This is a genomic window from Pseudomonas sp., from assembly GCF_030696055.1.
Lineage (GTDB): Bacteria > Pseudomonadota > Gammaproteobacteria > Pseudomonadales > Pseudomonadaceae > Aquipseudomonas.
Window position 1 is genome coordinate 1 of record NZ_JAUYNP010000072.1, and the last position, 25477, is coordinate 25477.

23 protein-coding genes and 1 pseudogene are annotated in these 25477 nt (G+C 66.1%); 14 read left to right on the forward strand and 10 right to left on the reverse strand.

What is annotated here, in order from left to right:
- The 3 genes and pseudogenes from Q8Q83_RS04205 to glsB all read left to right on the forward strand — a co-directional run.
- Positions 1-253: pseudogene (locus Q8Q83_RS04205) on the forward strand (acetyl-CoA carboxylase biotin carboxylase subunit); the annotation flags it as partial.
- A 10-nt stretch (positions 254-263) separates the two neighbouring features.
- On the forward strand, positions 264-2069 hold the full coding sequence (gene oadA, locus Q8Q83_RS04210; RefSeq protein ID WP_305621397.1) for a sodium-extruding oxaloacetate decarboxylase subunit alpha: 1806 nt from the start codon (positions 264-266) through the stop codon (positions 2067-2069).
- A 186-nt stretch (positions 2070-2255) separates the two neighbouring features.
- Positions 2256-3164, forward strand: a complete 909-nt coding sequence (glsB, locus tag Q8Q83_RS04215) for a glutaminase B (RefSeq protein ID WP_305621399.1) — start codon at positions 2256-2258, stop codon at positions 3162-3164.
- A gap of 273 nt (positions 3165-3437) precedes the next feature.
- Here the strand turns inward: glsB and Q8Q83_RS04220 are convergent, their stop codons facing one another.
- From Q8Q83_RS04220 to Q8Q83_RS04235, 4 genes are all read right to left on the reverse strand, one after another.
- Positions 3438-4805, reverse strand: a complete 1368-nt coding sequence (locus Q8Q83_RS04220) for an 8-oxoguanine deaminase (RefSeq protein WP_305621401.1) — start codon at positions 4803-4805, stop codon at positions 3438-3440.
- 178 nt (positions 4806-4983) lie between these two features.
- Complete coding sequence (locus Q8Q83_RS04225) at positions 4984-5439, reverse strand: GNAT family N-acetyltransferase (protein WP_305621403.1); 456 nt, start codon at positions 5437-5439, stop codon at positions 4984-4986.
- 209 nt (positions 5440-5648) lie between these two features.
- Positions 5649-6635 carry an asparaginase gene (locus tag Q8Q83_RS04230; protein ID WP_305621405.1) on the reverse strand — a complete coding sequence of 329 codons (987 nt, stop codon included), beginning with the start codon at positions 6633-6635 and terminating at the stop codon, positions 5649-5651.
- Positions 6636-6706: 71 nt separating this feature from the next.
- Positions 6707-8167 carry a sodium:alanine symporter family protein gene (locus Q8Q83_RS04235; RefSeq protein WP_305621406.1) on the reverse strand — a complete coding sequence of 487 codons (1461 nt, stop codon included), beginning with the start codon at positions 8165-8167 and terminating at the stop codon, positions 6707-6709.
- A 163-nt stretch (positions 8168-8330) separates the two neighbouring features.
- Here Q8Q83_RS04235 and Q8Q83_RS04240 point away from each other — a divergent pair, with 163 nt between their 5' ends.
- On the forward strand, positions 8331-9149 hold the full coding sequence (locus tag Q8Q83_RS04240; RefSeq protein ID WP_305621408.1) for a helix-turn-helix transcriptional regulator: 819 nt from the start codon (positions 8331-8333) through the stop codon (positions 9147-9149).
- Positions 9150-9347: 198 nt separating this feature from the next.
- On the opposite strand, the gene Q8Q83_RS04245 is transcribed toward Q8Q83_RS04240, so the two are convergent.
- The 3 genes from Q8Q83_RS04245 to Q8Q83_RS04255 are packed head-to-tail and all read right to left on the reverse strand — an operon-like array spanning position 9348 to position 11128.
- Complete coding sequence (locus tag Q8Q83_RS04245) at positions 9348-10025, reverse strand: GNAT family N-acetyltransferase (protein ID WP_305621410.1); 678 nt, start codon at positions 10023-10025, stop codon at positions 9348-9350.
- 12 nt (positions 10026-10037) lie between these two features.
- On the reverse strand, positions 10038-10481 hold the full coding sequence (locus Q8Q83_RS04250) for a GNAT family N-acetyltransferase (protein ID WP_305621412.1): 444 nt from the start codon (positions 10479-10481) through the stop codon (positions 10038-10040).
- A 14-nt stretch (positions 10482-10495) separates the two neighbouring features.
- A complete protein-coding gene (locus Q8Q83_RS04255; RefSeq protein WP_305621414.1) occupies positions 10496-11128 on the reverse strand; it encodes an FMN-binding negative transcriptional regulator in 633 nt (210 codons plus the stop codon).
- Between the two features lie 89 nt (positions 11129-11217).
- Here Q8Q83_RS04255 and Q8Q83_RS04260 point away from each other — a divergent pair, with 89 nt between their 5' ends.
- Positions 11218-12684 carry a PLP-dependent aminotransferase family protein gene (locus Q8Q83_RS04260; protein WP_305621416.1) on the forward strand — a complete coding sequence of 489 codons (1467 nt, stop codon included), beginning with the start codon at positions 11218-11220 and terminating at the stop codon, positions 12682-12684.
- 180 nt (positions 12685-12864) lie between these two features.
- Here Q8Q83_RS04260 and Q8Q83_RS04265 read toward each other — a convergent pair whose 3' ends face one another.
- The 3 genes from Q8Q83_RS04265 to aspA all read right to left on the reverse strand — a co-directional run bounded on the left by Q8Q83_RS04265 (position 12865) and on the right by aspA (position 17378).
- Positions 12865-13620, reverse strand: a complete 756-nt coding sequence (locus Q8Q83_RS04265; RefSeq protein WP_305621418.1) for an ABC transporter substrate-binding protein — start codon at positions 13618-13620, stop codon at positions 12865-12867.
- A 246-nt stretch (positions 13621-13866) separates the two neighbouring features.
- On the reverse strand, positions 13867-15327 hold the full coding sequence (locus Q8Q83_RS04270) for a sodium:alanine symporter family protein (protein WP_305621420.1): 1461 nt from the start codon (positions 15325-15327) through the stop codon (positions 13867-13869).
- Positions 15328-15953: 626 nt separating this feature from the next.
- Positions 15954-17378 carry an aspartate ammonia-lyase gene (aspA, locus tag Q8Q83_RS04275; RefSeq protein ID WP_305621422.1) on the reverse strand — a complete coding sequence of 475 codons (1425 nt, stop codon included), beginning with the start codon at positions 17376-17378 and terminating at the stop codon, positions 15954-15956.
- Positions 17379-17715: 337 nt separating this feature from the next.
- Here aspA and Q8Q83_RS04280 point away from each other — a divergent pair, with 337 nt between their 5' ends.
- From Q8Q83_RS04280 to Q8Q83_RS04320, 9 genes are all read left to right on the forward strand, one after another.
- A complete protein-coding gene (locus Q8Q83_RS04280) occupies positions 17716-18624 on the forward strand; it encodes a LysR substrate-binding domain-containing protein (protein ID WP_305621424.1) in 909 nt (302 codons plus the stop codon).
- A 505-nt stretch (positions 18625-19129) separates the two neighbouring features.
- Positions 19130-20851: a type II secretion system ATPase GspE gene (gene gspE / locus Q8Q83_RS04285; RefSeq protein ID WP_305621425.1), complete on the forward strand. Its 1722-nt coding sequence runs from the start codon at positions 19130-19132 to the stop codon at positions 20849-20851.
- A 1-nt stretch (position 20852) separates the two neighbouring features.
- Positions 20853-22073, forward strand: a complete 1221-nt coding sequence (locus Q8Q83_RS04290) for a type II secretion system F family protein (RefSeq protein WP_305621427.1) — start codon at positions 20853-20855, stop codon at positions 22071-22073.
- Between the two features lie 13 nt (positions 22074-22086).
- A complete protein-coding gene (gene gspG / locus Q8Q83_RS04295; protein ID WP_305621428.1) occupies positions 22087-22521 on the forward strand; it encodes a type II secretion system major pseudopilin GspG in 435 nt (144 codons plus the stop codon).
- Positions 22487-23035 carry a GspH/FimT family protein gene (locus tag Q8Q83_RS04300; protein ID WP_305621430.1) on the forward strand — a complete coding sequence of 183 codons (549 nt, stop codon included), beginning with the start codon at positions 22487-22489 and terminating at the stop codon, positions 23033-23035. Before gspG ends, Q8Q83_RS04300 begins: the two co-directional genes overlap by 35 nt.
- Positions 23028-23432, forward strand: a complete 405-nt coding sequence (locus tag Q8Q83_RS04305; protein WP_305621432.1) for a prepilin-type N-terminal cleavage/methylation domain-containing protein — start codon at positions 23028-23030, stop codon at positions 23430-23432. The genes Q8Q83_RS04300 and Q8Q83_RS04305 overlap by 8 nt, the downstream gene beginning before the upstream one ends.
- Positions 23429-24097 carry a prepilin-type N-terminal cleavage/methylation domain-containing protein gene (locus tag Q8Q83_RS04310; RefSeq protein ID WP_305621433.1) on the forward strand — a complete coding sequence of 223 codons (669 nt, stop codon included), beginning with the start codon at positions 23429-23431 and terminating at the stop codon, positions 24095-24097. Before Q8Q83_RS04305 ends, Q8Q83_RS04310 begins: the two co-directional genes overlap by 4 nt.
- On the forward strand, positions 24075-24968 hold the full coding sequence (locus Q8Q83_RS04315; RefSeq protein ID WP_305621435.1) for a general secretion pathway protein GspK: 894 nt from the start codon (positions 24075-24077) through the stop codon (positions 24966-24968). Before Q8Q83_RS04310 ends, Q8Q83_RS04315 begins: the two co-directional genes overlap by 23 nt.
- A gap of 197 nt (positions 24969-25165) precedes the next feature.
- The coding region (locus Q8Q83_RS04320; protein ID WP_305621437.1) for a hypothetical protein at positions 25166-25477 on the forward strand (312 nt) is incomplete at its 3' end.

Below are 25477 nucleotides of genomic sequence, written 5' to 3' on the forward strand. Positions count from 1 at the left end.
GGTCTGGGCGCTGACCTGGGAAGAGGCGATGGACCGTGGCCTGCGCGCCCTGGACGACATGCGCGTGCAGGGGGTGAAGACCACCGCCGCCTATTACCAGGAAATTCTGCGCAACCCCGAGTTCCGTAGCGGCCAGTTCAACACCAGCTTCGTCGAAAGCCATCCGGAACTGACCCAGTACTCGATCAAACGCAACCCATCGCACCTGGCGCTGGCCATCGCCACCGCCATCGCCGCCCACGCCGGCTTGTGAGGAGCTGAAAATGCCGAAGAAGATTTATGTAACCGACACCATCCTGCGTGACGCCCACCAGTCGCTGATCGCCACCCGCATGCGCACCGAAGACATGCTGCCGATCTGCGCCAAGCTGGATAAGGTCGGCTATTGGTCGCTGGAAGTCTGGGGCGGCGCGACCTTCGACGCCTGTGTGCGCTTCCTCAAGGAAGACCCCTGGGAGCGTCTGCGTCAACTGCGCGCGGCGCTGCCCAACACCCGCCTGCAGATGCTCCTGCGCGGGCAGAACCTGCTGGGCTACCGCCACTACAGCGACGATGTGGTGCGCGCCTTCGTGGCCAAGGCGGCGGTCAACGGCATCGACGTGTTCCGCATCTTCGACGCGATGAACGATGTGCGTAACCTGCGCGTCTCCATCGAGGCGGTGAAGGCCGCCGGCAAGCACGCCCAAGGCACCCTCTGCTACACCACCAGCCCGGTGCACACGGTCGAGGCCTTCGTCGCCCAGGCCAAGCAGATGGAGGCCATGGGCTGCGACTCGGTGGCGATCAAGGACATGGCCGGCCTGCTCACCCCCTATGCCACCGGCGAGCTGGTCAGGGCGCTGAAGGCCGAGCAGTCGCTGCCGGTGTTTATCCACTCCCACGACACCGCCGGTCTGTCCGCCATGTGCCAGCTGAAGGCCATCGAGAACGGCGCCGAGCATATCGACACCGCCATCTCCAGCTTCGCCTGGGGCACCAGCCATCCGGGCACCGAGTCGATGGTCGCGGCGCTGCGCGGCACCGAGTACGACACCGGCCTGGACCTGCCGCTGTTGCAGGAGATCGGCCTGTATTTCTACGCCGTGCGCAAGAAGTACCACCAGTTCGAGAGCGAGTTCACCGTGGTGGACACCCGCGTGCAGGTCAACCAGGTGCCGGGCGGCATGATGTCCAACCTGGCCAACCAGCTGAAAGAGCAGGGCGCGCTGCACCGCATCAACGAAGTGTTCGCGGAAATCCCGCGGGTGCGTGAAGACCTCGGCTTCCCGCCGCTGGTCACCCCGACCTCGCAGATAGTCGGTTCCCAGGCGGTGTTCAACGTGCTGGCCGGCGAGCGCTACAAGACCATCACCAACGAGGTGAAGCTCTACCTGCAAGGCCGTTACGGCAAGACGGCGGGTACGGTCAACGAGAAGCTGCGGCGCCAGGCGATCGGCAGCGAGGACGTGATCGAAGTACGCCCGGCCGACCTGATCAAGCCGGAGATGAGCAAGCTGCGCGAAGAGATAGGCGCCCTGGCCAAGTCCGAAGAAGACGTGCTGACCTACGCCATGTTCCCCGACATCGGGCGTAAATTCCTCGAGGAGCGCGCCGCCGGCACCCTGACCCCGGAAGTCCTGCTGCCGATCCCGGAAGCCGGTGCTGTGGCAGCGGCCGGCGGCGAGGGTGTGCCGACCGAATTTATCATCGACGTGCACGGCGAAAGCTACCGGGTGGATATCACCGGCGTGGGCCTGAAGACCGACGGCAAGCGCCACTTCTACCTGTCTCTCGACGGCATGCCGGAAGAGGTGGTGTTCGAGCCGCTCAACGACTTCGTCGCAGGCGCCGGCGGCAAGCGCAAGCACGCCAGCGCGCCGGGCGATGTCAGCACCAGCATGCCGGGCAATATAGTCGATGTGCTGGTCAAGGAAGGCGATGTGGTCAAGGCCGGCCAGGCCGTGTTGATCAGCGAAGCGATGAAGATGGAAACCGAGGTGCAGGCACCTATTGCCGGTACCGTGAAGGCGGTGCACGTGGCCAAGGGCGATAGGGTCAACCCGGGCGAAGTGCTGATCGAGATCGAGTAAGCCTTATGGCCTGACCGAGGTCGTTGACTGTTTCCCGCTGGGGGCCGCAAGGCCCCCTTCTTTTTGCGTCTAAACCAGTACTGGAACAGCGCCGGTTTAGGCGCACTTGGGTGTGATCAGCGCCGCTCGATAAGCGTCTAGCAGCCATAGTCCGGGGTGTGCTCGGGCACTGCTGCGAGCCTAAGCATGCAAGCGCTGTTGAACGAAATTCTCGATGAAGTCCGCCCGCTGATCGGCCAGGGCAAAGTGGCCGATTACATCCCCGCCCTGGCCGATGTGCCGGCCAACCAGCTGGGCATCGCGGTGTACAGCAACGACGGCGAGCTGTTCTACGCCGGCGATGCCCATACGGCGTTTTCCGTGCAGAGCATTTCCAAGGTGTTCAGCCTGGTGCAGGCCATAGGCCACAGTGGCGAGGAGATCTGGCAGCGCCTCGGCCATGAGCCGTCCGGGCAGCCGTTCAACTCCCTGGTGCAGCTGGAATTCGAGCGCGGCAGGCCGCGCAATCCCTTTATCAATGCCGGCGCCCTGGTGATCTGCGATATCAACCAGTCGCGCTTCGCCGCACCGGTGCTGTCGATGCGCGACTTCGTCCGCCGTCTGGCCGGCAACCCGGAGGTGCTGGTGGACAACCGGGTGGCCGAGTCGGAATACCAGCATCGCGCGCGCAATGCGGCGGCGGCCTACCTGATGCAGTCCTTCGGCAATTTCCATAACGATGTGGAGACGGTGCTGCGCAGCTATTTCAGCTGCTGCGCCCTGCGCATGAGCTGCGTCGACCTGGCCCGGGCCTTCTGCTTTCTGGCCAACCAGGGTTTCTGTATGCACAGCGGCGCGCAGATCCTCACGCCCAGACAGACCAAGCAGGTCAACGCGATCATGGCCACCAGCGGCCTGTACGACGAAGCCGGCAACTTCGCCTACCGGGTCGGCTTGCCGGGCAAGAGTGGGGTGGGTGGCGGTATTGTCGCGGTGGTGCCGGGACGCTTCAGCGTCTGCGTGTGGTCGCCGGAACTGAATGCGGCCGGTAATTCCCTGGCGGGTATCAAGGCGCTGGAGTTGCTTAGCGAGCGTATCGGCTGGTCGGTGTTCTAAGCCCCCGTCCACTATCTGTTGCGAGATCGTAGGGTGGGCGGCGCAAGCCAATGTCCGAGAGAGTGTCTCTATGGTTGCGCACCGCGTAACCCACCAGGCGGTAGGTCAGGGCGCGACGCTGGTGGGTTACGGTGCAGCATGAAGAATGGGTGGTGATTCGATCAGCACAGGCACCTAACCCACCATGTTTGGCGCAGGTTAGGCCGCAGCATAAAAAACGGGGTGCCGATTCGATCGGCACCCCGTTTTTCGTTGCTTACCCGACTGCGATAATCAGCCTGCAATCAGTTCCTTGGCCGCCTGACGGTGATCGGCGATCAACTGGGCTACATCCAGGCCTTCGATCTGCCCGTCGATCACTCGCCACTGGCCGCCGATCATCATCCGGTCGGCCTTGTCGGCGCCGCACAGCAGCAGGGCGGAGATGGGGTCGTGGCTGCCGGAGAAGCGCAGCTCGTCCAGCTTGAAGAAGGCCAGGTCGGCCTGCTTGCCCACTGCCAGTTCGCCGATATCGCTGCGCCCCAGCAGCTTGGCCGAACCCTTGCTGGCCCAGCCCAGGACCAATTCCGGGGTGATCTTTTCGGCGCCGTAACGCAGGCGCTGGATATACAGGGCCTGGCGCGCTTCGAGGATCATGTTGGAAGCATCGTTGGACGCCGAACCATCCACGCCCAGGCCGATTGGTGCACCGGCGGCTTGCAGGTCGAGGGTCGGGCAGATACCGGAGGCCAGGCGCATATTCGAGCTCGGGCAATGGCAGATACCGGTGCCGGCCTGGCCCAGGCGGGCGATTTCGTCCGGGTTGAAGTGGATGCCGTGGGCCAGCCAGGTGCGCGAGCTGAGCCAGCCGACGCTGTCCAGATAATCCACCGTGCGCAGGCCGAAGCGCTGCAGGCAGAAGTCCTCTTCGTCGAGGGTCTCGGCCAGGTGGGTGTGCAGGCGTACGTCCAGCTCCTGGGCCAGTTCGGCGCTCTGACGCATGATTTCCTGGGTCACCGAGAAGGGTGAGCAGGGCGCCAGGGCGATCTGGATCTGCGCGCCGTCGCCGCGCTGGTGATAGTCATGGATCAGCCGTTGGCTGTCGGCCAGGATGACTTCGCCCTGTTGCACCGTCTGCTGCGGCGGCAGGCCGCCGTCGGCCTCGCCCAGGCTCATGGAGCCGCGGGTCAGCATGGCGCGCATGCCCAGTTCGCGGACTGCCTCGACCTGCACGTCGATGGCGTTTTCCAGGCCGCCGGGGAACAGGTAGTGGTGATCCGCCGCGGTGCTGCAGCCGGACAGCAGCAGTTCGGCCAGGGCCACCTTGCTGGCCAGGGCCAGTTTTTCCGGGGTCAGGCGCGCCCACACCGGGTACAGGGTCTTCAGCCAGGGGAACAGCGGCTGGTTGACCACAGGTGCCCAGGCGCGGGTCAGGGTCTGGTAGAAGTGGTGATGGGTGTTGATCAAGCCCGGCAGCACCACGTGCTCGCGGGCATCGAAGGTCTGGTCGCAGGGTTTCGAAGGCTGCTGGCCGGCCGCCAGCAGCTCGACTATCACGCCGTCTTCGATAACCAGGCCGCCGGCGGCATCCAGGCTATTGGAGGGATGGGTGGCGGTGAAGATGGCCAGGGGGTTTTTGATCCAGATACGGGTAGTAGCCATTGAGTTGGCTCCTCTGAAGTTAGGTTCAGGTTAGCCAGCTCAGTGTTTACCCTGTCTGCTGATCCAGGTGCGTCACGGCGCTGGGGAGCGCGGACGTGGCGCAGAAGATAGCGCCGCGTTTGCCCTCAGGCAATAGCACCCGGCCATCTTTCTGACCGGAGGGTCAGCCTGCGCCGCGCTACAACAGCTTGCGGTATTGCACGAAGCCCGAGCGTTCGGCGATGCGTTCATACAGCAACATGGCCTTGGCATTGCTCTCGTGGGTCAGCCAGTGCACCCGCGAGCAGCCCTGCTGTTTGGCCTGCTGGTAGACGAACTCGATCAGCTGGCGCCCGGCCCCGCTGCTGCGCACATCCTTGGCGATAAACAGGTCCTGCAGGTAGCAGTAGTCGCCCGTGGTCCAGGTCGAGCGGTGGTAGACCCAGTGCACCAGGCCGATGGCCTGCCCCTCATGCCAGGCCAGCGCCGCGTGCATGGGTTCGGCGGGGTCGAGAAAGCGCTGCCAGCTGGTGTCGCTGGTGGCAGCGCTGATCTCGGTCATATAGAAGCGTTGATAGCCCTGCCACAGGGGCAGCCAGGCCGCATGATCGGCGGCCGTCACGCGGCGGATCTCGACGGGGATACGAATAGGCATGCGGCACTCTCCTCTAAGAACCTGTTTACGATCTGCTGCGCGTCGGCGATACCGCGTTAAAAACAGCCTCGGAATGCTCATTTACAGCTCGTAAACTCCGCTTCCTCGGCTGTTTTTGCCTTGTCTCGCTCTAGCTCGCGAGATCGTAAGCAGGTTCTAAGCTGTCAATCATCCTGGACCCCTACAGCCTAGCTGCCAGCGGCTAGCCTTCAATCCGCCCGCTCACCGCACAGATCCAGGCCGAACCAGTGCTCCGCCTCGGCCTGGCCGAGGCCTGCGCCGAGCAGGGCGAACAGTTTGCCCAGGGCGGCTTCGCGGGTCATGCCGCCGGCGGAGATCAGGCCGGTGCTGGCCAGCTGGCTGCCTGCGGCATACACGCCGAATTCGACATGGCCATGGGGGCACTGGCTGATCGCGGCCAGTACCACGCCGCGCTGGTGGGCGGCCTTAAGCACCGCCAGCAGTTCGGCGTCGTCCGCCGGTCCCGTGCCGCTGCCGTAGCATTCCAGCAGCAGGCCTTGCACGCCGCTGTCGAGCAGGACGCGCAGCTGGGCGGCCTGGATGCCGGGAAACAGCGGCAGCACGGCCAGATTGACCGGCTGGCGCACCTGGCGGTAGTCGATGCTGGCCGGGATGCTGACGGCGCGTTGGCCCTGGCGTTGGCGCGGCAGCACCTGGAAGGCGTCGAAGGCATCGCTGCGCAACTTGCTGACCCGCGCGCCGTGCATCAGCTCGCCGTTGAAATACAGCTGCACGCCGGGAGCGACGCCCGCCTGCAGCGCCTGCATGGCGCCGAACAGATTGCCCCAGGCATCGCTGCCCGGGCTGCCTGCGGGCAACATGGAGCCGCTGAGAATCACAGGTACCGGCAAACCGAGCAGCAGGAAACTCAGGGCGGCGGCGCTATAGGCCAGGGTGTCGGTGCCGTGCAGCAGCAGCACGGCATCGCAGCCGTCCTGCTCGATGCCGGCGCGAATCGCCGCGACCATCGCCAGCCAGTTGTGCGGGTTCATATTGGCGCTGTCGATCGGCGGCAGCAGCTCGCGGAAGATCCACTCGGGCAGTGCTTGCGCCTGCAGGGCCTGCTGGGCGCGCAAGCGCGCCTCGAAACCGGAAGCCGGGGCCAGGCCCGCGGCGCTCATCTGCATGCCGATGGTGCCGCCGGTGTAGAGCACCAGGAGTTTTTGGCAACCCATGTGCGTTCTCCATGTTCTGATAAAGAAACAGGGGGCCAAGGCCCCCTGTTCGTCATGCCGTTAGCGGTGGCTTAGCGCTGATGCACACTGTTGCCGATTTCCGCCTGGTCGCTGCGACCCGCGTACGCTTGGCTGGCCCGCGTCGAGGTGGCCGGCCAGGCCGCTGGGTCGAGGTCCAGGTCGGCGTAGGCCTTGGGGTCGAGTACCGGCGACTGCACCCCGGCTTTACGCTGGCTGTCATAGTCGTTCATCAGGCGCAGGCCGACCTTGAACAGCAGGAACAGCGCGACCAGGTTGACCAGTGCCAGCAGGCCCATGGTCACGTCGGCGAAGCCGAACACTGTGCCCAGATCCTGCATCGAGCCCCACAGCACCAGGGCGATCACCAGCACGCGGTAGAGCTGCACCAGCCAGCGCTTGCTGCTGAAGAAGCCCAGGGCATTCTCACCCAGGTAGTAGTTATACACCAGGGTGGTGAAGACGAAGAGCAGCAGGGCGGTGCTGACGAAGATGCGGCCCCACTCGCCGACTTCGGCGGCCAGGGCGGTCTGCGTCAGTACCACGCCGGCCATCTCGCTGCCTGGCTGATACACGCCGGACAGCAGGATGATCAACGCGGTGCTGGTGCACACCAGGATGGTGTCGATAAACACGCTGAGCGACTGCACTATGCCCTGCGCTGCCGGGTGCTTGACCTCGGCCACGGCGGCGACGTTGGGCGCACTGCCCAGGCCGGCTTCGTTGGAGAACAGGCCGCGCTTGACCCCCATCAGGATGGCCGCGCCGATGCCGCCGGCGAACGCCGGTTCCAGGCCGAAGGCGCTGCGTACGATCAGGGCCAGGGTTTCCGGCACTTCGGCGATGTTCATGCCCAGCACCACCAGCGCCATGCCGATATAGGAGAAGGCCATGATCGGCACCAGCACGTCGGCCATGCTGGCGATGCGCTTGATGCCGCCGAAGATGATCAGGGCGATCACGCCGACCAGGGCCAGGCCGCTGACATAGGTGGGCAGGCCGAAGGTGTCATGCAGCGAAGTGGCGACCGTGTAGGACTGCACGGCGTTGAAGCCGAAGCCGAAGGTCACCAGCAGCAGGATCGAGAAGATCACCGCCAGCCAGCGCTGACCCAGGCCGTGCAGGATGTAGAAGGCCGGGCCGCCACGGTAGGTGCCGTCGGCCTCGCGACGCTTGTACAGCTGCGCCAGGGAGCATTCGAAATAGCTGGTGGCCATGCCGAGCAGGGCCACGACCCACATCCAGAACACCGCGCCTGGGCCGCCGAGCATGATGGCCACGGCCACCCCGGCGATATTGCCGGCGCCGACGCGCCCGGCCACGGACAGCATCAGGGCCTGGAACGAGCTGAGCTGGCCCGGCTGACGCTGGAAGGCTTCGGCGAAGATGCTGAACATGTCGCCGAAGTAACGAAATTGCACGAAGCGCGAGCGAATCGAGAAGTACAGACCGAGGCCGACCAGGGCGACGATGAGGACCTTGCTCCAGAGCAGGTCATTGAGCAGATCGAGCATGATGGGGTTGCCTCTCTTGTTGTTCTGGATGGATAAACACCGCGCCACCGTGCGGCTGCTGAATGGTTGTCCAAGGAGGTTCGCCGTGCAATTTCGCGGGTCGCGGCGATATGGCGCGAGTTGATGCTAGAATCGCGTCACTCGCATCATCAGGATCAGCCGCATGTCGGACTCTCTGGGCGCCAATCTCAAGCTGCTGTGCAGCCACTACCGTTCGATCGCCGAGGTGTGCCGCAAGCTCGCGATCAACCGCGCGCAGTTCAACAAGTACCTCAGCGGGCAGAGCCGGCCGACGGCCTTCAACCTCAAGCGCATCTGCGATTTCTTCGGGGTCGAGGACTACGAGCTGAACCTGCCCGGCGAGCAGTTCGTCGACCTGATCGGCGCGCGCAGCGGCAGTCAGGAGTCGCGGTTATTGGGCGATCCGCTGCTGGAGATGTTGCAGCCGTTGCGCGAGAACTCCAGCAGCCTGAGTCGCTACTGCGGCTACTACTTCGAGTACGCCAACTGCATGTCGGTGCCGGGGCAGATACTGCTGTCGCTGGTGCAGCTGCGTGAGGAGCGCGGCACCTTCCTGTTCGAGCGCCAGGAACGCCAGGAGCCGTCCCGCGCCGACAGCGGCAAGGCCGAGGACTGGGTGCGCTGCCGCTATCTGGGTGCGGCCTTCTACCTGCAGGACCGCCTGTTTCTGATCGACTACGAGTCGCTGACCGGCAACGAGATCAGCCAGACCATCCTGATTCCCAGCTTCAAGAGTCGCATCAGCCGCCTCAACGGCCTGAAGACCGGGGTCTCCAGCGGCGACCGGCGCACCCCGGCCTGCACCCGGGTGGTCTGGGAATACCTGGGCGCGGAGATCAACCGGGTCAACGCCTACCGCCAGGTGATGCTCTACAGCCCGGACGATCCGCGCATCGACGCCGATATCCGCCAGCGCCTGGCCGGCGCGCAGATCCGCCACGGCCTGTTCGAGATCGAGTGAGCCCGACCAGGCTTTCGCCCCGCATCGCGATCAATCCGCTCCCACAGACGCAAGCAGTGCGTGTCTTGTAGGAGCGAATTTATTCGCGGAAGGACCGCATCGCGGTCCCGTAGGTTGGCGCTGAGCGGAGCGAAGCCCAACGATGGTGCTCAACGCCGGGGCCTGTTGGGCTTCGCAGGCTCAGCGCCAACCTACCTGTCACCTTAAATCCTCCAGGCGCCGCTTCTGCTGGCCTTCGGCGTCGAAATTGTCCGCCGTCAGCCAGCGTTCGAAGGCCTCGCGCCGCGCCGGCCATTCGCCATCGATAATGGCGAACCAGGCCGTGTCGCGGTTCTGCCCCTTGACCAGCATATGCTGGCGGAACAGCCCCTCATGGACGAAGCCGAGGCGTTCGGCGGCGCGCCTGGAACGAGCATTGCGCGCGTCGCACTTCCACTCCAGGCGGCGGTAGCCGAGGTCGTCGAAGGCGTGCCGGGCCAGCAGCCAGACCGCCTCGGTGGAGCCCGGCGTGCGCTGCATGGCCTGGCCGAAGGCGATATGGCCAATCTCGATGCAGCCGTCCTTGGCGGCTATGCGCAGGAAACTCAGCAGGCCCAGGGCGCGGCCGCTGGCCAGGTCTATCACCGTGTAGAACAGCGGGTCGGCGCTGGCCGCATTGGCGGCCAGCCAGGCGTCGAAGGGCGCGCGGCTGGCGAAGGGGCCGTAGGGCAGATAGTCCCATAGCGCCGGATCGCAGCCCAGCCCCTGCAGGGCCAGCCACAGGTCGTCGCCATGGCGCGCACTAGCCAGCGGTTCCAGACGCACAAAGCGGCCAGCCAAGGGTTCGCGTTGCGGAACCGGGCGGGGCTGCCAGTTGGATAGATCATGGGCGGTCATGGCGGGCTCCCTTTAAAGCGTCTTGCGGTACTGGACGAAGCCCGAGCGCTCGGCGATGCGGTCGTAGAGCTGCATGGCGTCGCTATTGCTCTCGTGGGTCAGCCAGTGCACCCGCGTGGCGCCGGCCGCCCGGGCCTGGGCATAGACATGCTCGATCAGCAGCCGGCCGATCCCGCTGCCGCGCAGGTCGGGGCTGACGAACAGGTCTTGCAGGTAACAGCTGTTTGCCACCAGCCAGTTGGAACGGTGGAAGATCCATTGCACCAGGCCCAGGGCCTGGCCGTCGCGCCAGGCCAGGGCGGCATGGGTCGGCTCGCTCGGGTCGAGAAAACGCTGCCAGGTCACGGCACTGGTCTCGGCGGGCAGCTCGGTCTGGTAGAAGTCCAGATAGCCCTGCCACAGCGGCAGCCAGGCAGCGTGGTCGGCGGGGGTGACGGGGCGGATTTCGATAGGCATGGTTCTTCCTTGGGTTAGTGATGGTCGTTTATGCGTGCGGCCAGTTCGCGGTCGCGGGGGTCATGGCTGGCTTGCAGGCCTTCACGCACCCCGGCCTGGTCGGCGGCGCTGCGGTTCTGGCCGAGTTTCCATTTGCCCTGCAGGCGCTCGATGGGCAGGGCGAAGCCGACTATGGCGCGCAGCATGCCGTCGATATAGTCGCGCGGCGCCTCGCTGACAGCCCAGGGTTGTGGGCGGCCGGCCTCATGGCGCTGGCTGAGGCGGCTGACCAGCTGCAGCAGGCGTTCGGCATCCTCGAATACCTCGGCGCGGCCCTGAGCGTGCACGGCGATATAGTTCCAGGTCGGCACCACCTTGCCGTGCTCGGCCTTGGCTTGGTACCAGCTGGGGCTGATATAGGCCTCCGGGCCCTGGAAGATCACCAGCGCTTCGGCGCCGTCCGCCAGGTCGCGCCAGTGCGGGTTGGCCCGGGCGAAGTGACCGTAGAGGGTGCCGTACTGGCCTTCGCCGGGTTCCAGCAGCAGCGGCAGGTGGCTGGCCTGCAGGCCATTCGCGCCCTGGCTGACCACAGTGGCCAGGCGGCAGTCGAGGATCTGCCGGTGCAGTGTGGTGAGGTCGTCCTGGCGGAAGGCAGTGGGGTTATACATGGGCAGGCTCCTGACTTGGTATAGCCATGCTAGGCAGGATATTGGTCTGTTGTAAGATCCACTTCTTGCGACTTTTATAGGGCCAATCCATGTCACTGCCAGCGCCGCTACCCGTCGACCTTTCCGGCATCCACCTCGACCCGGCCCAGGGCCTGGCGCGCCAGCTGTACCAGGCCCTGCGCGAGCGCATCCTCGATGGCCGCCTGGTGGGCGGTACCCGCTTGCCGGCCAGTCGCGACCTGGCCGCTCTGCTGGGCATTTCCCGCAACACCGTGACCCGCGCCTTCGACCAGCTGTATGCCGAGGGCTATATAGAAGGTCGCGTCGGCGCCGGCACCTATGTCGCCGAGCTGGCCGGGGTGGTGCGCGCGCCGCCCGCATCCGCTAGCACGGCACCATCCAGCCAGGCCATGCAGCGTCTGGCTCGGCATCATCTGGCCGAGCCGCTGGAAGGTGCGCCGCGGGCCTTTCGCGTCGGCGTGCCGGCCTTCGATCTGTTTCCCTTCGAGACCTGGGCGCGCCTCAGCGCGCGTTTCTGGCGCAAGCCGTCGGCGGCGCGCCTGGGCTATGGCGACCCGGCCGGCGACTGGCAACTGCGCGAGCTGATTGCCGCCTACCTGCGCAACAGCCGCGGCCTGCACTGCGACCCGGCGCAGATCCTGGTCACCCGCGGTGCGCAGCAGGCCATCAGCCTGTGCGCCCAGCTGCTGGTCGAGCCGGGTGACCGGGTGGCCATCGAGAACCCCGGCTATCGCGCCGCCGCCCATGCCTTCGCCGTGGCCGGCGCGCAGCTGGTGGGCATAGCCGTGGATGGCGAGGGGCTGGACTGCGCGGCGCTGGAGCGGGCGGGCCGCTGCCGCCTGGCCTATGTCACGCCTTCGCATCAGTATCCCTGCGGGGGCACCCTGTCGCTGGCGCGGCGTCTGGAACTGCTGGACTGGGCCGAGCGTCACGACAGCTGGATAGTCGAGGACGATTACGACGGCGAGTACCGCTACAGCGGCACGCCCCTGGCGCCGCTGGCCGCCCTCGACCGCCAGGGCCGGGTGCTCTACGTCGGCACCTTCTGCAAGATCGCCTTCCCGGCGCTGCGCCTGGGCTACCTGGTGCTGCCGCCGGCCCTGGTCGAGTCCTTCTCCCGTCGCCGCGCCCTGGATATGCGCCATTCGGAGATCGGCAGCCAGGCGGTGATGGCCGAATTTATCGCCGCCGGCCACTTCCAGCGGCATATCCGCCGCATGCGCGGCGCCGCGCGCAGTCGCCGCGATGCTTTGCTGGCCGGTTGGCCGCAGAACGTTCCCGGCTGTGCGCCGTTGCCGGCGGTGGAGGCCGGCCTGCACCTGTGCGTGCGGGTGGACAGCCTGGCGCGCGAACGCGAGCTGATCGCCGCCGCAGCCGAGGTGGGGGTGGAGCTGAACGCCCTCAGCGGCTATTGGCTGGCGGATAGTGCCGAGCCCGAAGACCAGCGCGCCGGGCTGGTGCTGGGTTTCGCCGCGGTGCCTGAGGCGCGGATCGCCGAGGCCTTGCAGGCGCTGCGCAAGGCCTGGCGGCTTTAGCAGGCCATTGAAAAACTACCTGCGTTGGCAATACTGCGTTAAAAACAGGCTCGGAATGCTCATTTACAGCACGTAAACTCCGCTTCCTCGCCGTTTTGACCAGCCGAAGGCTGTTGCTACGTAGCGCCTTGTCTTGCCTGCCTCGCCTACGTTTTTCAACGGCCTTTTAGTCAGGCGGACTTAGCACAGCTGCGGATTTTTTGCGCAGCCGCCGTAGCCCTCGCCGCGCATCTGCTCCAGCGCCTGTTGCAGGCGCTCCACCACCTCGTCCGGGGTGTCCTTGTTTAGCGCCAGATACAGCTGCGAGGTTTCGAAGCTGAGGGCGGTTTCCAGTCCCTCGACCCCTTGCTCCTTGGCGTAGAAGCGCCAAACCGGATCGGAGGTGGCCCACAGGTCGATCTGCCCGCGCTGCAGCTTGCGGATATTTTCCTGGTCGCGCAGGGCGTTGAGCGGCTTGAAGCCCAAGCGTTCCAGGTGCTGGCTGACCGCCGCGCTCTGGTAGGCGCCGATGCGGTAGGCCTTGGCCTGTTCCAGGTCGGTTGGGCGCGGGCCGCCGTCCTTGAGGCCGACCAGCACGCTCTGGTACTGGGCGATGGGCCCGACCCACTTGAACAGCGGCCTGCGCGCCTCGCTCATTGAGGTGGAGAACAGGCCGTGGTTGGGGGTGTTCATCGCCTGTTGGTAGACGCGGTCCCAGGGGAAACGCAGGGTCAGGCTGTAGTCGATGGCGGCGCGCTTGAACATCTCGCGCACTAGGTCGGCGCTGAGGCCCTGGATATTGGCGTCGCGGGCGAAGTTCTTGCCGCCCTCGGCCATATTGAAGGGCGGGAAGTTTTCGGTGAGCAGCACCACCTTGTAGTCGGGCGGCAATTGGGCCTGGCTCAAGGGGCTGAACAGCAAGCAGAACAACAGAGCGGTTGAAAGATAATGGCGCATGGTCTGGCACTCCTGTGAAACAGAGAGTCCCGCGCCTGCCACTTGGCCGCGCGGGGCCTAAGAACCTGTCCAAAGTCTGCTGCGCGTCGGCCCTGCTGCGTTAAAAACAGGCTCGGAATGCTCATTTACAACTCGTAAACTCCGCTTCCTCGCCTGTTTTTTCCTTGCATGGCTCTAGCTCGCGAGACTTTGAACAGGCTCTATGACGCAAAGAACAACGCCTGGGCTAGCCCAGGCGTTGTCAGTTCAACGTTGTTGCAGTGCGTTGCTTGGCGCCGTGTCGGCCGCGCTGGGCCAGGTCGCCGGCGCAGTCAGGGGCTTCTCCGGCCAGGCCACTGGATCGAGGTCCAGATCGGCGAACTGGCGCGCATCGAACACCGGGGTCTGCACGCCAGCCTTGCGCTGCTCGTCGTAGTCGCGCATCAGGCGCAGGCCGACCTTGAGCAGCATGGCCAGGGCGATCAGGTTGACGAAGGCCAGCAGGGTCATGGTGATGTCGGCGAAGGCGAACACCGTGCCGAGGTTCTGCATCGAGCCCCAGCAGATCAGCGCCAGCACCAGGCCGCGGTAGGTCAGCAAAGCGGCGCGGCTCTTGCCCAGCAGGAATTGCAGGGCGTTCTCGCCGAGGTAGTAGTTGTAGAGGATGCAGGTGAAGACGAACAGGCTCAGCGCCACGCTGACGAACACCCGGCCCCAGTCACCGACCACCGCGGCCAGGGAGTTCTGCGTCAGGGTGATGCCGTCGCCCTCGAAGCCGGGGGTATAGAAGCCCGACAGCAGGATCAGCAGGGCGGTGCAGGTGCAGATCACGAAGGTGTCGAGGAACACGCTGAACGCCTGGACCACGCCTTGCGCCACCGGATGCTGCACGCTGGCCACCGCGGCCACGTTGGGTGCGCTGCCCAGGCCGGCTTCGTTGGCGAACACGCCGCGTTTGACGCCCATGACGATGGCGCTGCCGAGCAGGCCGGCGAAGGCCGGTTCCAGGCCGAAGGCGCTCTTCACTATGGTCACCAGCATGCCCGGCACCAGCTCGATCTGGGTGGCGATCACGTACAGGGTCACGCCTATATAGGCCAGGGTCTTCACCGGCACCAGCAGGTCGGAGACCGCCGCGATGCGCTTGATCCCGCCGATAAACACCAGGCCCAGCAGCACGGCCAGGCCGATGCCGGTGTACTCGACCGGGAAGCCGAAGGCGTTCTCCAGCGAGTGGGTCACGGTGAAGGACTGCAGGCCGTTGAAGGCGAAGCCGTAGGTCACCAGCAGCAATACGGCGAAGGTCAGCGCCATCCAGCGCAGCTTGAGGCCGTGCTCGATGTAATAGGCCGGGCCGCCGCGGTACAGGCCGTCGCCGTCGGCGCGCTTGTACAGCTGGGCCAGGGAACACTCGAAGAAGCTGCTGGACATGCCGACCAGGGCGGTCACCCACATCCAGAACACCGCACCCGGGCCGCCCAGGGTCACGGCGATGCCGACCCCGGCGATATTACCGGCGCCGACGCGGCCGGCCAGGCTGAGCATCAGTGCCTGGAACGAACTGAGCTGACCGGCGCTGCTGCGCAGGGAATTCTTGAACACGCTGAACATATGGCCGAAATGGCGGAACTGGACGAAACGCGAACGGATGGTGAAGTAACTGCCCAGGCCGACGATCAGGACGATCAGCAGCTTGCCGGACAGGAAGTCGTTGAGTATTTCCAACATGGGTCTCTCCCTCACTTGTGGTGCTTTTTTTGGGGGGGGATAAAAATGATGACGCCGCAGCGCCGCCCGGGTAGGACGGCGCTGACGGTCGGCAACGGGTGGGCCGACGACCTGGTTGGCCGGCTCGGTCAGGCAAATGCGGCTTTCAGTGCGCCGACACGGGACTGCCGCGCCGCGACATAGCGAGAGCCATGACGGGATGCAGCAGCTTGATTAAGCCGAACTTGAGTTGACTGAGCGGGTTGTGCAGGCCCTTGGCGGTCTGTCGGGCATCAAGCCCAACCGACTGCTAGCGCGTCAGGGATGGCCTGACGGTTGGCGGAGGAGAGAGACGACTGCGGTCGATCAATTTCATGGTGTCACCCTGTGTAGTTATTGTAGGTATGCCCTGGATGCAGATATGCATCTCGTTGGCTGCCGGTTTCCTTCCGGCTAATGCCGATGCGCCGGGTCGGCGCAGAAGCCCCGCACGTCCCTGTGCGGGTATTGCTCGGTTAAAAACTACCTGCGTTGCCGGGACTGCGTTAAAAACGGCCTAAAAATGCTCATTTACACCAGTAAACTCCGCTTTTTCGGCCGTTTTTGCCTTGTCTCGGCTGCCTCGCCTACGTTTTTAAGGGGCTTGTTTAAGCTTTAAGCGGCACCAGGCGCGGGGCGATCATATTTTCCGGGCGCAGGATGTCGGCCAGGGTGGCCTCGTCCAGCAGCTGCTCCTCGCGCACCAGTTCCAGTACGCCGCGGCCGCTTTCCAGGGCGATCTTGGCGATGCGGGTGGCGTTCTCGTAGCCGATATAGGGGTTCAGCGCGGTGACCAGGCCGATGGATTGCTCCACCTGCTGGCGGCAATGCGCTTCGTTGGCGGTGATGCCGTCGATGCAGTGTTCGCGCAGCATGTCCATGGCACGGGTCAGCAGGCGGATCGAATCGAGGATCTTGTAGGCGATCAGCGGCTCCATCACGTTCAGCTGCAGCTGGCCGCCTTCGGCCGCCATGGTCAGCGCCAGGTCGTTGCCTATGACTTCGAAGGCCACCTGGTTGACCGCTTCCGGGATTACCGGGTTGACCTTGCCGGGCATGATCGAGCTGCCCGGCTGACGCGCCGGCAGGTTGATCTCGTTGATCCCGGTGCGCGGGCCGCTGGACAGCAGGCGCAAGTCGTTGCAGATCTTCGACAGCTTGACCGCGGTGCGCTTGAGCATGCCGGAGAACAGCACGAAGGCGCCCATGTCCGAGGTGGCTTCGATCAGGTCGGCCGCCGCCACCACCGGGTGGTTGCTGATGATGGCCAGACGCTCGACCGCCAGCTTCTGATAGCCCGGGTCGGCGTTGATGCCGGTGCCGATGGCGGTGCCGCCCAGGTTGACTTCGGTGAGCAGCAGGGGCGCCAGGCGCTTGAGGTGTTGCAGGTCTTCGCCGAGGGTCACGGCAAAGGCGCGGAATTCCTGACCCAGGGTCATGGGCACGGCGTCCTGCAGCTGGGTGCGACCCATCTTCAGCACGTGGCCGAACTCCAGGCCCTTGGCGGCGAAGGACTGGATCAGCTTGTCCAGGGCGTTGAGCAGGTAGTCATGGCCGAGCAGCAGGCCGACGCGGATGGCGGTCGGGTAGGCGTCGTTGGTGGACTGCGCCATATTCACGTCGTTGTTCGGGTGCAGGTACTGGTACTCGCCTTTCTCGTGACCCATGGCTTCCAGGGCGATATTGGCGATCACCTCGTTGGCGTTCATATTGGTCGAGGTGCCGGCGCCGCCCTGGATCATGTCGACCACGAACTGCTCGTGGAACTCGCCCTGGATGATGCGCGCACAGGCGGTGCTGATCGCGGTGTGCTTGGCGGCGGACAGGTGGCCCAGCTCGCGGTTGGCGTCGGCGGCGGCCTGCTTGACCATGGCCAGGGCGATCACCAGTTTCGGGTAGTGCGACAGCTGCACGCCGGACAGACGGAAGTTATGCACGGCGCGCAGGGTCTGGATGCCGTAATAGGCTTCGGCAGGGACTTCGAGGGTGCCAAGCAGGTCTTTTTCGACGCGGAAAGATGCAGCAGCGGACATGATGATGGGTATCTCTAGGGAATACGGCGATTGCCGCGATGTCCCGTAGACTAAGGGCTGTGGCTTGCCAGTGGCCAATGCTGTTAAACGCTAGGTCATGCATAATCGGCATAACGTCGGTGTGACGCCGAATTGTCGGCGGGCGTAGGGTGGGTTAGGCGCGCGGGCGTGGTGGCAGGATCAGCGCAGCGGTTCGGCGCGGCGTAACCCACCACCGCCGCAACGCGGTCGATCGCCTGGTGGGTTACGCGCCGCACCACAAGCGCATGTGGGATATAGGCCGGTGTACGGCGTCGCTAACCCACCCTACGTATTGTGCAAATCATCGGGAGCAGCGATGAATCTGGAAACCAAATGGCTGGAAGACTTTGTCACCCTGGCCGGCACCCGCAGTTTTTCCCAGGCGGCGCAGAAGCGCTTCGTCACCCAGCCGGCCTTTAGCCGGCGCATCCGCAGCCTGGAAAACATGCTCGGCCTGTGCCTGGTCAACCGCGCCTGCACCCCGGTGGAGCTGACCGAGTCCGGCCAGCTGTTTCTGGTCACGGCGCGCAGCATGGTCGAGCAGCTCGGCGATGTGGTGCGCCATCTGCATAACCTGGAAGGCCAGCAGGGCGAGGTGTTGCAGATCGCCGCCGCGCACTCGCTGACCCTGGGTTTCTTTCCCGAATGGATCGCCCGTCTGCGCCGCGAAGGCCTGCCGCTGACCACCCGCCTGGTGGCGACCAACGTCGGCGAGGCGGTGCACTCGCTGCGCGAAGGGGGCTGCGACCTGATCCTGGCCTACTACGACCCGGACGCCTCGCTGCAGATGGACCCGGAGATCTTCCCCTCGCTGCACCTGGGCCGCACCGTGATGCTGCCGGTGTGCGCGGTGGGCGAGGATGGCCGGCCGCTGTTCGACCTCGACAGCGGCCAGAGCGTGCCGCTGCTGGCCTACAGCGCCGGGGCCTTTCTCGGCCGCTCGGTCAACCTGCTGCTGCGCCAGCGCGGCCTGCGCTCCACCACCTTGTACGAAACGGCCATGGCCGACAGCCTGAAAAGCATGGCCCTGCAAGGCATGGGCGTGGCCTGGGTGCCGCGCCTGTCGGTGACCGCCGAACTGGCCCGCGGCGAGCTGGTGGTGTGTGGCGACGAGCAGTGGCAAGTGCCCCTGGAAATCCGCCTGCACCGCTGCGCCCTGGTGCGCAAGGCCTCGGTGCGCCTGCTCTGGCGCAAGCTGGAGGGCGGTATAGGTGGGGCTGCCTAAGCGGCCAGGTGCCGCAGGAAAGCCGCCTGTAGCGGCAATGCTGTTCACTTAAGGGGGTATCTCGCGCAAGCAAGGTTCCCAGAACGTAGCCCTGATCTCATCCGGGCTACAAAAATGCCGTTCACTTGGCTTAAGTGAGCGGCATTGGCCTGTAGCGGGGCTGAAATTGCCGTCGATCCGTTCATTTCAGCACTGAAACAACGGCGCAGATGCCAGCGACTATAGTGAAACAAGTTGCGAAACAGGCCCGCTGGCAACGCCGACACAGGGTCCGGGCGTAGCTGGCGGGCGCATAAATGGCGGAGGCCGAGCCACGCGTTGCGCCTGCCGGGCATGCCTGTGTTCGCTGCGCGGAGCGATCGTGCTCCGCACCGTTGCGCTGCGCCTCGCCAGATCTTCGCGCGCGACGTTCTCACAAGGTCTGGACGATAAAGCGGATTGATGCGGCATGCATCTGCCACAGGGATATTGTGCGCACTAGGGCATGCTGGCGGGATTGACCATCATGGTTGCCGCGGAACGCGTTGAACCTACCCCCGAGCAGCAGGATCTGGGGCTGGCGTTGGTCAAGGCCGGCTGTCTGTCCGAAGCGGACCACAAGCGCGTGCTGCGCATGCAGGCGGCGCAGCCCGAAGCCGGCTCGCTGGTCAGCCTGCTCAACCGCCTGGGCCTGGTCGCCGAACGCGACATAGCCGCCCAGCTGGCGGCGCTGCTCGAGCTGCCGCTGATAGTCGGCGAAGACTTCCCGGTCACCCCGCTGCTGGCCGAGCGCCTGTCCTATCGCTTCCTTAAAGAGTGCCGGGCGTTGCCGCTGGAGTTGGCCGACGGTGAGCTGCAGGTGGCCATGGCCGACCCCCAGGACCAGTTCGCCCTGTCCGCCCTGCGCCTGGCCAGCGGCTGCCGGATCAGCCCGCAGGTGGCCCTCGGCTCGGAGATAGACGCCGCCATCGAGCGCATGCACGGCCAGGGCCAGAGCCAGATGGGCGATATCCTGGCGCGGGTCGAGCCGAACGAGCAGGACGACGTGGCCGACGTCGAGCAGCTGCGCGACCGCGCCAGCGAGGCGCCGGTGATCCGCCTGGTCAACCTGATCATCCAGCGCGCGGTGGAGCTGCGCGCCTCGGACATCCATATCGAACCCTTCGAGAGCCGCCTCAAGGTGCGCTACCGGGTCGACGGCCTGCTGCAGGAGACCGAGGCGCCGCCGGTGCAGCTGTCGCCGGCGGTGATCTCGCGGGTCAAGCTGATGGCGCGGCTGAACATCGCCGAGCGGCGTCTGCCTCAGGACGGTCGCATCGAGATGCGCGTGCAGGGCAACGACCTCGACATCCGCGTATCGACCGTGCCGACCATGCACGGCGAGAGCGTGGTGATGCGCCTGCTCAACCGCGAGAACGTGGTGCTCGACTTCGCCGCCCTGGGCTTCGGCGAGCAACCGCTGGCGCGCCTGCGCAGCGCGCTGCGCATTCCCCACGGCGTGCTGCTGGTTACCGGGCCCACCGGCAGCGGCAAGACCACCACCCTGTACACCGCGCTGAACAGCCTGAACACCAGCGAGAGCAAGCTGATCACGGTGGAAGACCCGGTAGAGTACCAGCTCGAGGGGGTCAACCAGATCCAGGTCAAACCGAGCATCGGCCTGACCTTCGCCGGCGCCCTGCGCTCCATAGTGCGCCAGGACCCGGACGTGATCATGGTCGGCGAGATGCGCGACCTGGAGACCGCGCGCATCTGCATCCAGTCGGCGCTGACCGGCCACCTGGTGCTGTCCACCCTGCACACCAACGACGCGCCGAGCAGCATCACCCGCCTGCTGGAGATGGGCGTGGAGGACTACCTGCTGACCAGCACCCTCAACGGCGTGCTGGCCCAGCGCCTGGTGCGGCAACTCTGCCGGGAGTGCCGCGAGCCCTACCAGCCGCTGGCGGAGATGGTCCGCGAGCTGAAGCTGCAGCGCTTCGCCGGCGAACGCCCGGTGAGCCTGTACCACGCCCGCGGCTGCAAGGCCTGCAACGGCAGCGGCTACTACGGTCGGGTGGCGATCATCGAGGTGCTGGTACTCAGCGATGCGATCCGCCGCCTGATCCTGCAGCACGCCGACGCCGGTCAGCTGATGCAGGTGGCCCGCGAGGAGGGCATGTTGACCATGTACGAGGACGGCTGCCAGAAGGCCGTGGATGGCCTGACCACGCTGGAAGAAGTGATCCGCGTCACCCAGGAGGGCTGACATGGCGCTCTATCATTTCCGCGCGGTGAAGGACGACGGCGAAACCCAGCAGGGCCAGCTGGAGGCGGCCAGCGAGCAGGAGGTGCTGACGCAGTTGCACGGCCGCGGCCTGATCCCCCTGGAGATCGCCACCCGGCGCAGCTGGCAGGGCCTGCTGCAGTTCGACGTCAAGCAGTGGTTGCAGCGCTCCCAGGGCGCGCGCCAGGTGTTGCTGCTGACCCAGAACCTGGCCTCGCTGCTGCAGGCCGGGGTGCCGTTGGACCGCGCCCTGGAGATCATGCTGCGGGTCAGCGACGACGTGCAGTTGCAGCAGCTGATCACGCCGATCCAGGAGGGCGTGCGGCGTGGCGCCAGCCTGTCGCGGGTGCTGGCCGAGCGTCCGGAGCTGTTCTCCAGCTTTTATGTGAGCATGGTGCAGGCCGCCGAAATATCCGGCGACCTGGCCGATGGCCTGGGCAACCTGGCCTACTACATGGAGCGCAGCAAGACCCTGCGCGACAGGGTGGTGTCGGCGATGATCTACCCGGTGATCCTGCTGCTGGTGTCGCTGTCGTCGCTGCTGATCATCCTCACCTACGTGATCCCGCAGTTCCGCCAGTTGTTCGACGACATGGGCGCCAGCCTGCCGCTGTCCACCTCCATCGTCATCGGCATCGCCGAGACCCTGCGCAGCTACGGCGTGGCGTTTCTGCTGCTGCTGATCGCCGCCATCTGGTTGTGGCGCCGCCTGCTGCGTCTGGCCGAGTACCGCCAGGCCTGGGATGCCCTGCAGCTGCGCCTGCCGCTGTTTGGCGGGCTGCTGCAACGGATCGAGACCGCGCGTTTCACCCGCAGCCTGGGCACTTTGCTGCAGGGCGGCGTGCCGCTGTTGCAGGCGCTCGGCATCGCCCGCCAGACCCTCGGCAACCTGCTGATGGTGGAGCAGGTCGGCATCGCCGCGGAAAGCCTCAAGCAAGGCCGCCAACTGGCCGCGCCGCTGCTCGCCACCGGGCTGTTCCCGGCCCTGGCCATGCAGATGATCCAGGTCGGCGAGGAAACCGGGCACCTCGACGTCATGTTGCTGAAGGTGGCCGACACCTACGACCGCGAGGTGGAAATCTCGATGCAGCGCCTGTTGGCGGTGCTCGAACCGCTGCTGATCGTCGGCCTCGGCCTGATGATCGCCGGGATCATCCTCTCGGTGCTGGTGGCGATCATGAGCATCACCGAAATTCCCCTCTGACTGGGAGGTTCCCATGGACCACGTACACCCTCGTACCTTGCCGCAGCGCGGCTTCACCCTGCTGGAAATCCTCGTGGTGCTGGTCATTCTCGGCCTGATGGCGAGCCTGGTCGGGCCACAGCTGTTCAAGCAACTGGGCGGCTCCAAGACCAAGGCGGCGCTGCTGCAGATCCAGGAACTGGGCGCCGCGCTGGACCTCTACCGCCTGGAACTGGGACGTCACCCGACGACCGACGAAGGGCTGGACGCGCTGATCAACAAGCCGCGCAACGTGGAGAACTGGAACGGCCCCTACCTGAAGAAGAACGTCATCCGCATCGACCCCTGGGGCAACCCCTACCACTACAGCGCGCCGGGGAAGAACGGCGAGTTCGACCTGTGGAGCCTGGGCGCCGACAACAGCGAAGGCGGCGATGGGGAAAACCGTGATGTGCATAGCTGGGACTGATGGCCGCCGCCGCTGGGGCAATGCTGCGCGTGCGGCACCAGCCCGCGCACCGGCTTGCGCCAGGCCGGCCGGCTTTACCCTGCTGGAGCTGCTGGTGGTGCTGGTCATCGCCGGCGTACTCGCCGGCCTGGTCGGCCCGGCGTTGCAGCGCTTTATCCCGGGCGCGCAGCTGAAGGGGCAGAGCCGCCACCTGCTGGCCCAACTGCGCCAGGCGCGCAGCCAGGCGATACTGCTGCACCAGGCGGTGCGGGTCAGCTACGACGAGGGCCGGCACGGGGTGAATTTCAGCCCGGAACAGCGTTTTTACCGCCTGCCGGCGGAGCTGCAGCTGGACGTGCAACGCGGCAGCCATGGCGACCCGCAGGAGGACGAGGAGGTCGACACCAGCGGCGCCATCAGCTTCTACCCGCAGGGCTACTCCTCGGGCGGGGCGCTGCGCCTGAGCGCGGCGGACGGCCGCGAGTTCGAACTGCAGGTCGACTGGCTCACCGGGCGGGTGCACCTGGATGACTAGCCGGCCGCGCCACAGCCACGGCTTCACCCTGCTCGAGGTGCTGGTGGCCTTCCTCATCCTGACCCTCAGCCTGGGCATACTGCTGCGCATCTTCTCCGCCTCTTTCGCCGCCCTGCGCACCGCGGAGCGCCAGCAGAGCGCGCTGCTGCTGGCCGAGTCGCAACTCAGCGAGGTGCTCGCCACCTTCAGCGCCGACAGCGAAGGCGAGAGCCAGGGCAAGCTGCGCCCGCCTTACCGCTGGCGCAGCAGCATCGAAGCCTACGAATTCCCCAACCGCGAGCCGGGGCTGGCCTATGCGGTGGTGCCGCGGCTGATCCGGGTCACGGTCAGCTGGGGCGAGCGCCCGGCCGAGCAGATCAGCCTGAGCACTCTGCGCCTGGTGGAGGAGCCGCGATGAGCGGGGCGCGCGGGGCCAACGGCTTCACCCTGCTGGAGCTGCTGCTGGCGGTCGCCCTCAGCCTGCTGCTCAGCCTGCTGGCCTATGCCGGCCTGAGTCTGGGCATCCAGGGCTGGGCCGGCGCCGACCGTCAGCTGCGGCAGAACGAGGAGCGCTACCTGACCCACCAGCTGCTCCGCCGCCTGCTGGAAAGTGCCGAGCTGGAGCGCTTGCGTGACCTCGAAGGCAAGCTGCAGCCGGCCTTCCTCGGCAGCGCCGAGGGGCTGATCTACTGTGGCGAGCTGGTCGGCCTCGGCGAGCCCGGCCAGCGCTACTGGCTGCAGTTGGTGCAGGAACAGCAACTGGTCGCCGACGGCGCGCAGTGGCGCCTGCTGCTGCGCTACCGCAGCTTTCAGGACGATCAGCTGCTGGACTGGGACCTGCTGCAGCAGAGCCTGCTCGACGAGGGCCAGGTCGAGGTGCTGCTCGAGGGTCTGGCCAAGCCACTGCGCTTCGAGTACCTGGAGCGGCGCCCGGACAGCGAACCGCGCTGGCTCGACGAATGGCGCGAGCAAGCGGACTTGCCGCTGCTGTTGCGCGTCAGCGCGCCGCAGGCAGAGCCCTATGCGCTGGAGCTGACGGCCGCGCCGCAGGAGGGCCGCCATGCCATCGTGCGCGCGCGTTGAACGCTCGGCCGGCATAGCCCTGGTCGGCACCCTCTGGATGCTGGCGCTGCTGACCCTGATCGGCCTCAACCTGTCGGCCAGCAGCCGCATCGAACTCAAGCTGACCGCCAACCTGAAGGCCGCGGCGGCGGCGCGCAATGCCGCCGATGCCGGGATCAACTGGGCCCAGTGGAGCCTGGCGCAACCCGGCACCACCGGCTGGCTGGCCGACGGCAGCCAGCGCAGCCTGGAGTTGGCGGGCTTGCAGATCCAGGTCACGCTGAGCGACGAGCTGGGCAAGATCGACCTCAACGAGGCCGGACCCGAACTGCTCGAGGGGCTGTTCCGCGCGGTCGAGGTGGAGGAGGGCGCGGCCGTGGCCTTGAGCGAGGCGATCCTCGACTGGCGCGACGAGGACGAGCTGCGCCGGCCGAGCGGCGCCGAACTGGACGATTACCTGGCCGCCGGGCTGGAGGCGCCGGGCAACCGCCCGTTCGAGCGCCTGGAGGAACTCAAGCGCGTGCTGGGCATCGACGCGGCGCTGTACCGGCGGGTGGCGCCGGCGCTGACCCTGCTCAGCAACAAGGCCGAGGTCAACCCGCAACTGGCCCCGCCGCTGGTGCTGCGGGCCCTGCAGGGGCCCAGCGAGGACGCCATCGAGCAGTATATCGAGAGCCGCCGGCGCAACTATGCCGAGGGGGTGCCGCCGCCGCTGCTGACCGGCGTCGACCCGGCGCTGCTGACCTTTGCCTCGGCGGGATTCAACTATGCTGTCGATATCGCCGTGCTGGCCGGCGACCAGCTGCTGTCGCGGCAGCGGGTCTGGTTGTCGCGCCGCGGCCAGAGCGCGGTTGCGGGTTTCCGGGTGCTGGATAACCCGCAACAGCGCTGATACCAGTGAATGCGAGCAATAGCTGTACGAGTGCGGTTGACGGACCTTCTACAGGCTTTCCCGCGCCGCCCCGGCAAGGCGTGATCGGCCCCGCAGCATGACTGGCTGGGGTGCCGAGAGCGCCGCGACAGGGCCTGGCCTGCTGGCGTGCCACGGTCTGCCATGGACTCCACGGAGCACGATGACAGGGCATACGCATGGAACTTTCTCCCCCGCTGTCCCGGCTGACGACCAGTGCCGGGCTGCTCAAGGCCCAGGCCAAGCGCTTCTGGGACTGGTGGACGCTGGAGCTGGCCGGGTTGATTCCCGAGCGTTGGCGCCAGCGCCTGCGCCAGCGTGGCGACCTGCTGCTGATCGAGCTGGACGGGCAGCACTGCCAACTGAGTTTCGGCAGCCACGGCAACGCCGAGGTGCTGGTCAATGCGCCGCTCGAGGAGCAGGGCGAGCTGCCGGCGCTGTTCGCCACGCCCTTGCGCGCGCACGCCAGCAAGGCCGACCAGGTGCTGCTG

Bases quoted from the DNA above. Each gene is read 5' to 3' on its own strand.
- Q8Q83_RS04310 (WP_305621433.1), top strand. From the start codon at position 23,429: ATGAGCGGGGCGCGCGGGGCCAACGGCTTCACCCTGCTGGAGCTGCTG.
- Q8Q83_RS04250 (WP_305621412.1), bottom strand. From the start codon at position 10,481: ATGCCTATCGAAATCCGCCCCGTCACCCCCGCCGACCACGCTGCCTGG.
- Q8Q83_RS04270 (WP_305621420.1), bottom strand. From the start codon at position 15,327: ATGTTGGAAATACTCAACGACTTCCTGTCCGGCAAGCTGCTGATCGTC.
- Q8Q83_RS04255 (WP_305621414.1), bottom strand. From the start codon at position 11,128: ATGTATAACCCCACTGCCTTCCGCCAGGACGACCTCACCACACTGCAC.
- Q8Q83_RS04240 (WP_305621408.1), top strand. From the start codon at position 8,331: ATGTCGGACTCTCTGGGCGCCAATCTCAAGCTGCTGTGCAGCCACTAC.
- gspG (WP_305621428.1), top strand. From the start codon at position 22,087: ATGGACCACGTACACCCTCGTACCTTGCCGCAGCGCGGCTTCACCCTG.
- Q8Q83_RS04225 (WP_305621403.1), bottom strand. From the start codon at position 5,439: ATGCCTATTCGTATCCCCGTCGAGATCCGCCGCGTGACGGCCGCCGAT.
- gspE (WP_305621425.1), top strand. From the start codon at position 19,130: ATGGTTGCCGCGGAACGCGTTGAACCTACCCCCGAGCAGCAGGATCTG.
- Q8Q83_RS04300 (WP_305621430.1), top strand. From the start codon at position 22,487: ATGGGGAAAACCGTGATGTGCATAGCTGGGACTGATGGCCGCCGCCGC.
- Q8Q83_RS04290 (WP_305621427.1), top strand. From the start codon at position 20,853: ATGGCGCTCTATCATTTCCGCGCGGTGAAGGACGACGGCGAAACCCAG.
- aspA (WP_305621422.1), bottom strand. From the start codon at position 17,378: ATGTCCGCTGCTGCATCTTTCCGCGTCGAAAAAGACCTGCTTGGCACC.
- Q8Q83_RS04245 (WP_305621410.1), bottom strand. From the start codon at position 10,025: ATGACCGCCCATGATCTATCCAACTGGCAGCCCCGCCCGGTTCCGCAA.
- Q8Q83_RS04260 (WP_305621416.1), top strand. From the start codon at position 11,218: ATGTCACTGCCAGCGCCGCTACCCGTCGACCTTTCCGGCATCCACCTC.
- Q8Q83_RS04235 (WP_305621406.1), bottom strand. From the start codon at position 8,167: ATGCTCGATCTGCTCAATGACCTGCTCTGGAGCAAGGTCCTCATCGTC.
- Q8Q83_RS04305 (WP_305621432.1), top strand. From the start codon at position 23,028: ATGACTAGCCGGCCGCGCCACAGCCACGGCTTCACCCTGCTCGAGGTG.
- Q8Q83_RS04315 (WP_305621435.1), top strand. From the start codon at position 24,075: ATGCCATCGTGCGCGCGCGTTGAACGCTCGGCCGGCATAGCCCTGGTC.
- glsB (WP_305621399.1), top strand. From the start codon at position 2,256: ATGCAAGCGCTGTTGAACGAAATTCTCGATGAAGTCCGCCCGCTGATC.
- Q8Q83_RS04265 (WP_305621418.1), bottom strand. From the start codon at position 13,620: ATGCGCCATTATCTTTCAACCGCTCTGTTGTTCTGCTTGCTGTTCAGC.
- Q8Q83_RS04230 (WP_305621405.1), bottom strand. From the start codon at position 6,635: ATGGGTTGCCAAAAACTCCTGGTGCTCTACACCGGCGGCACCATCGGC.
- oadA (WP_305621397.1), top strand. From the start codon at position 264: ATGCCGAAGAAGATTTATGTAACCGACACCATCCTGCGTGACGCCCAC.
- Q8Q83_RS04220 (WP_305621401.1), bottom strand. From the start codon at position 4,805: ATGGCTACTACCCGTATCTGGATCAAAAACCCCCTGGCCATCTTCACC.
- Q8Q83_RS04280 (WP_305621424.1), top strand. From the start codon at position 17,716: ATGAATCTGGAAACCAAATGGCTGGAAGACTTTGTCACCCTGGCCGGC.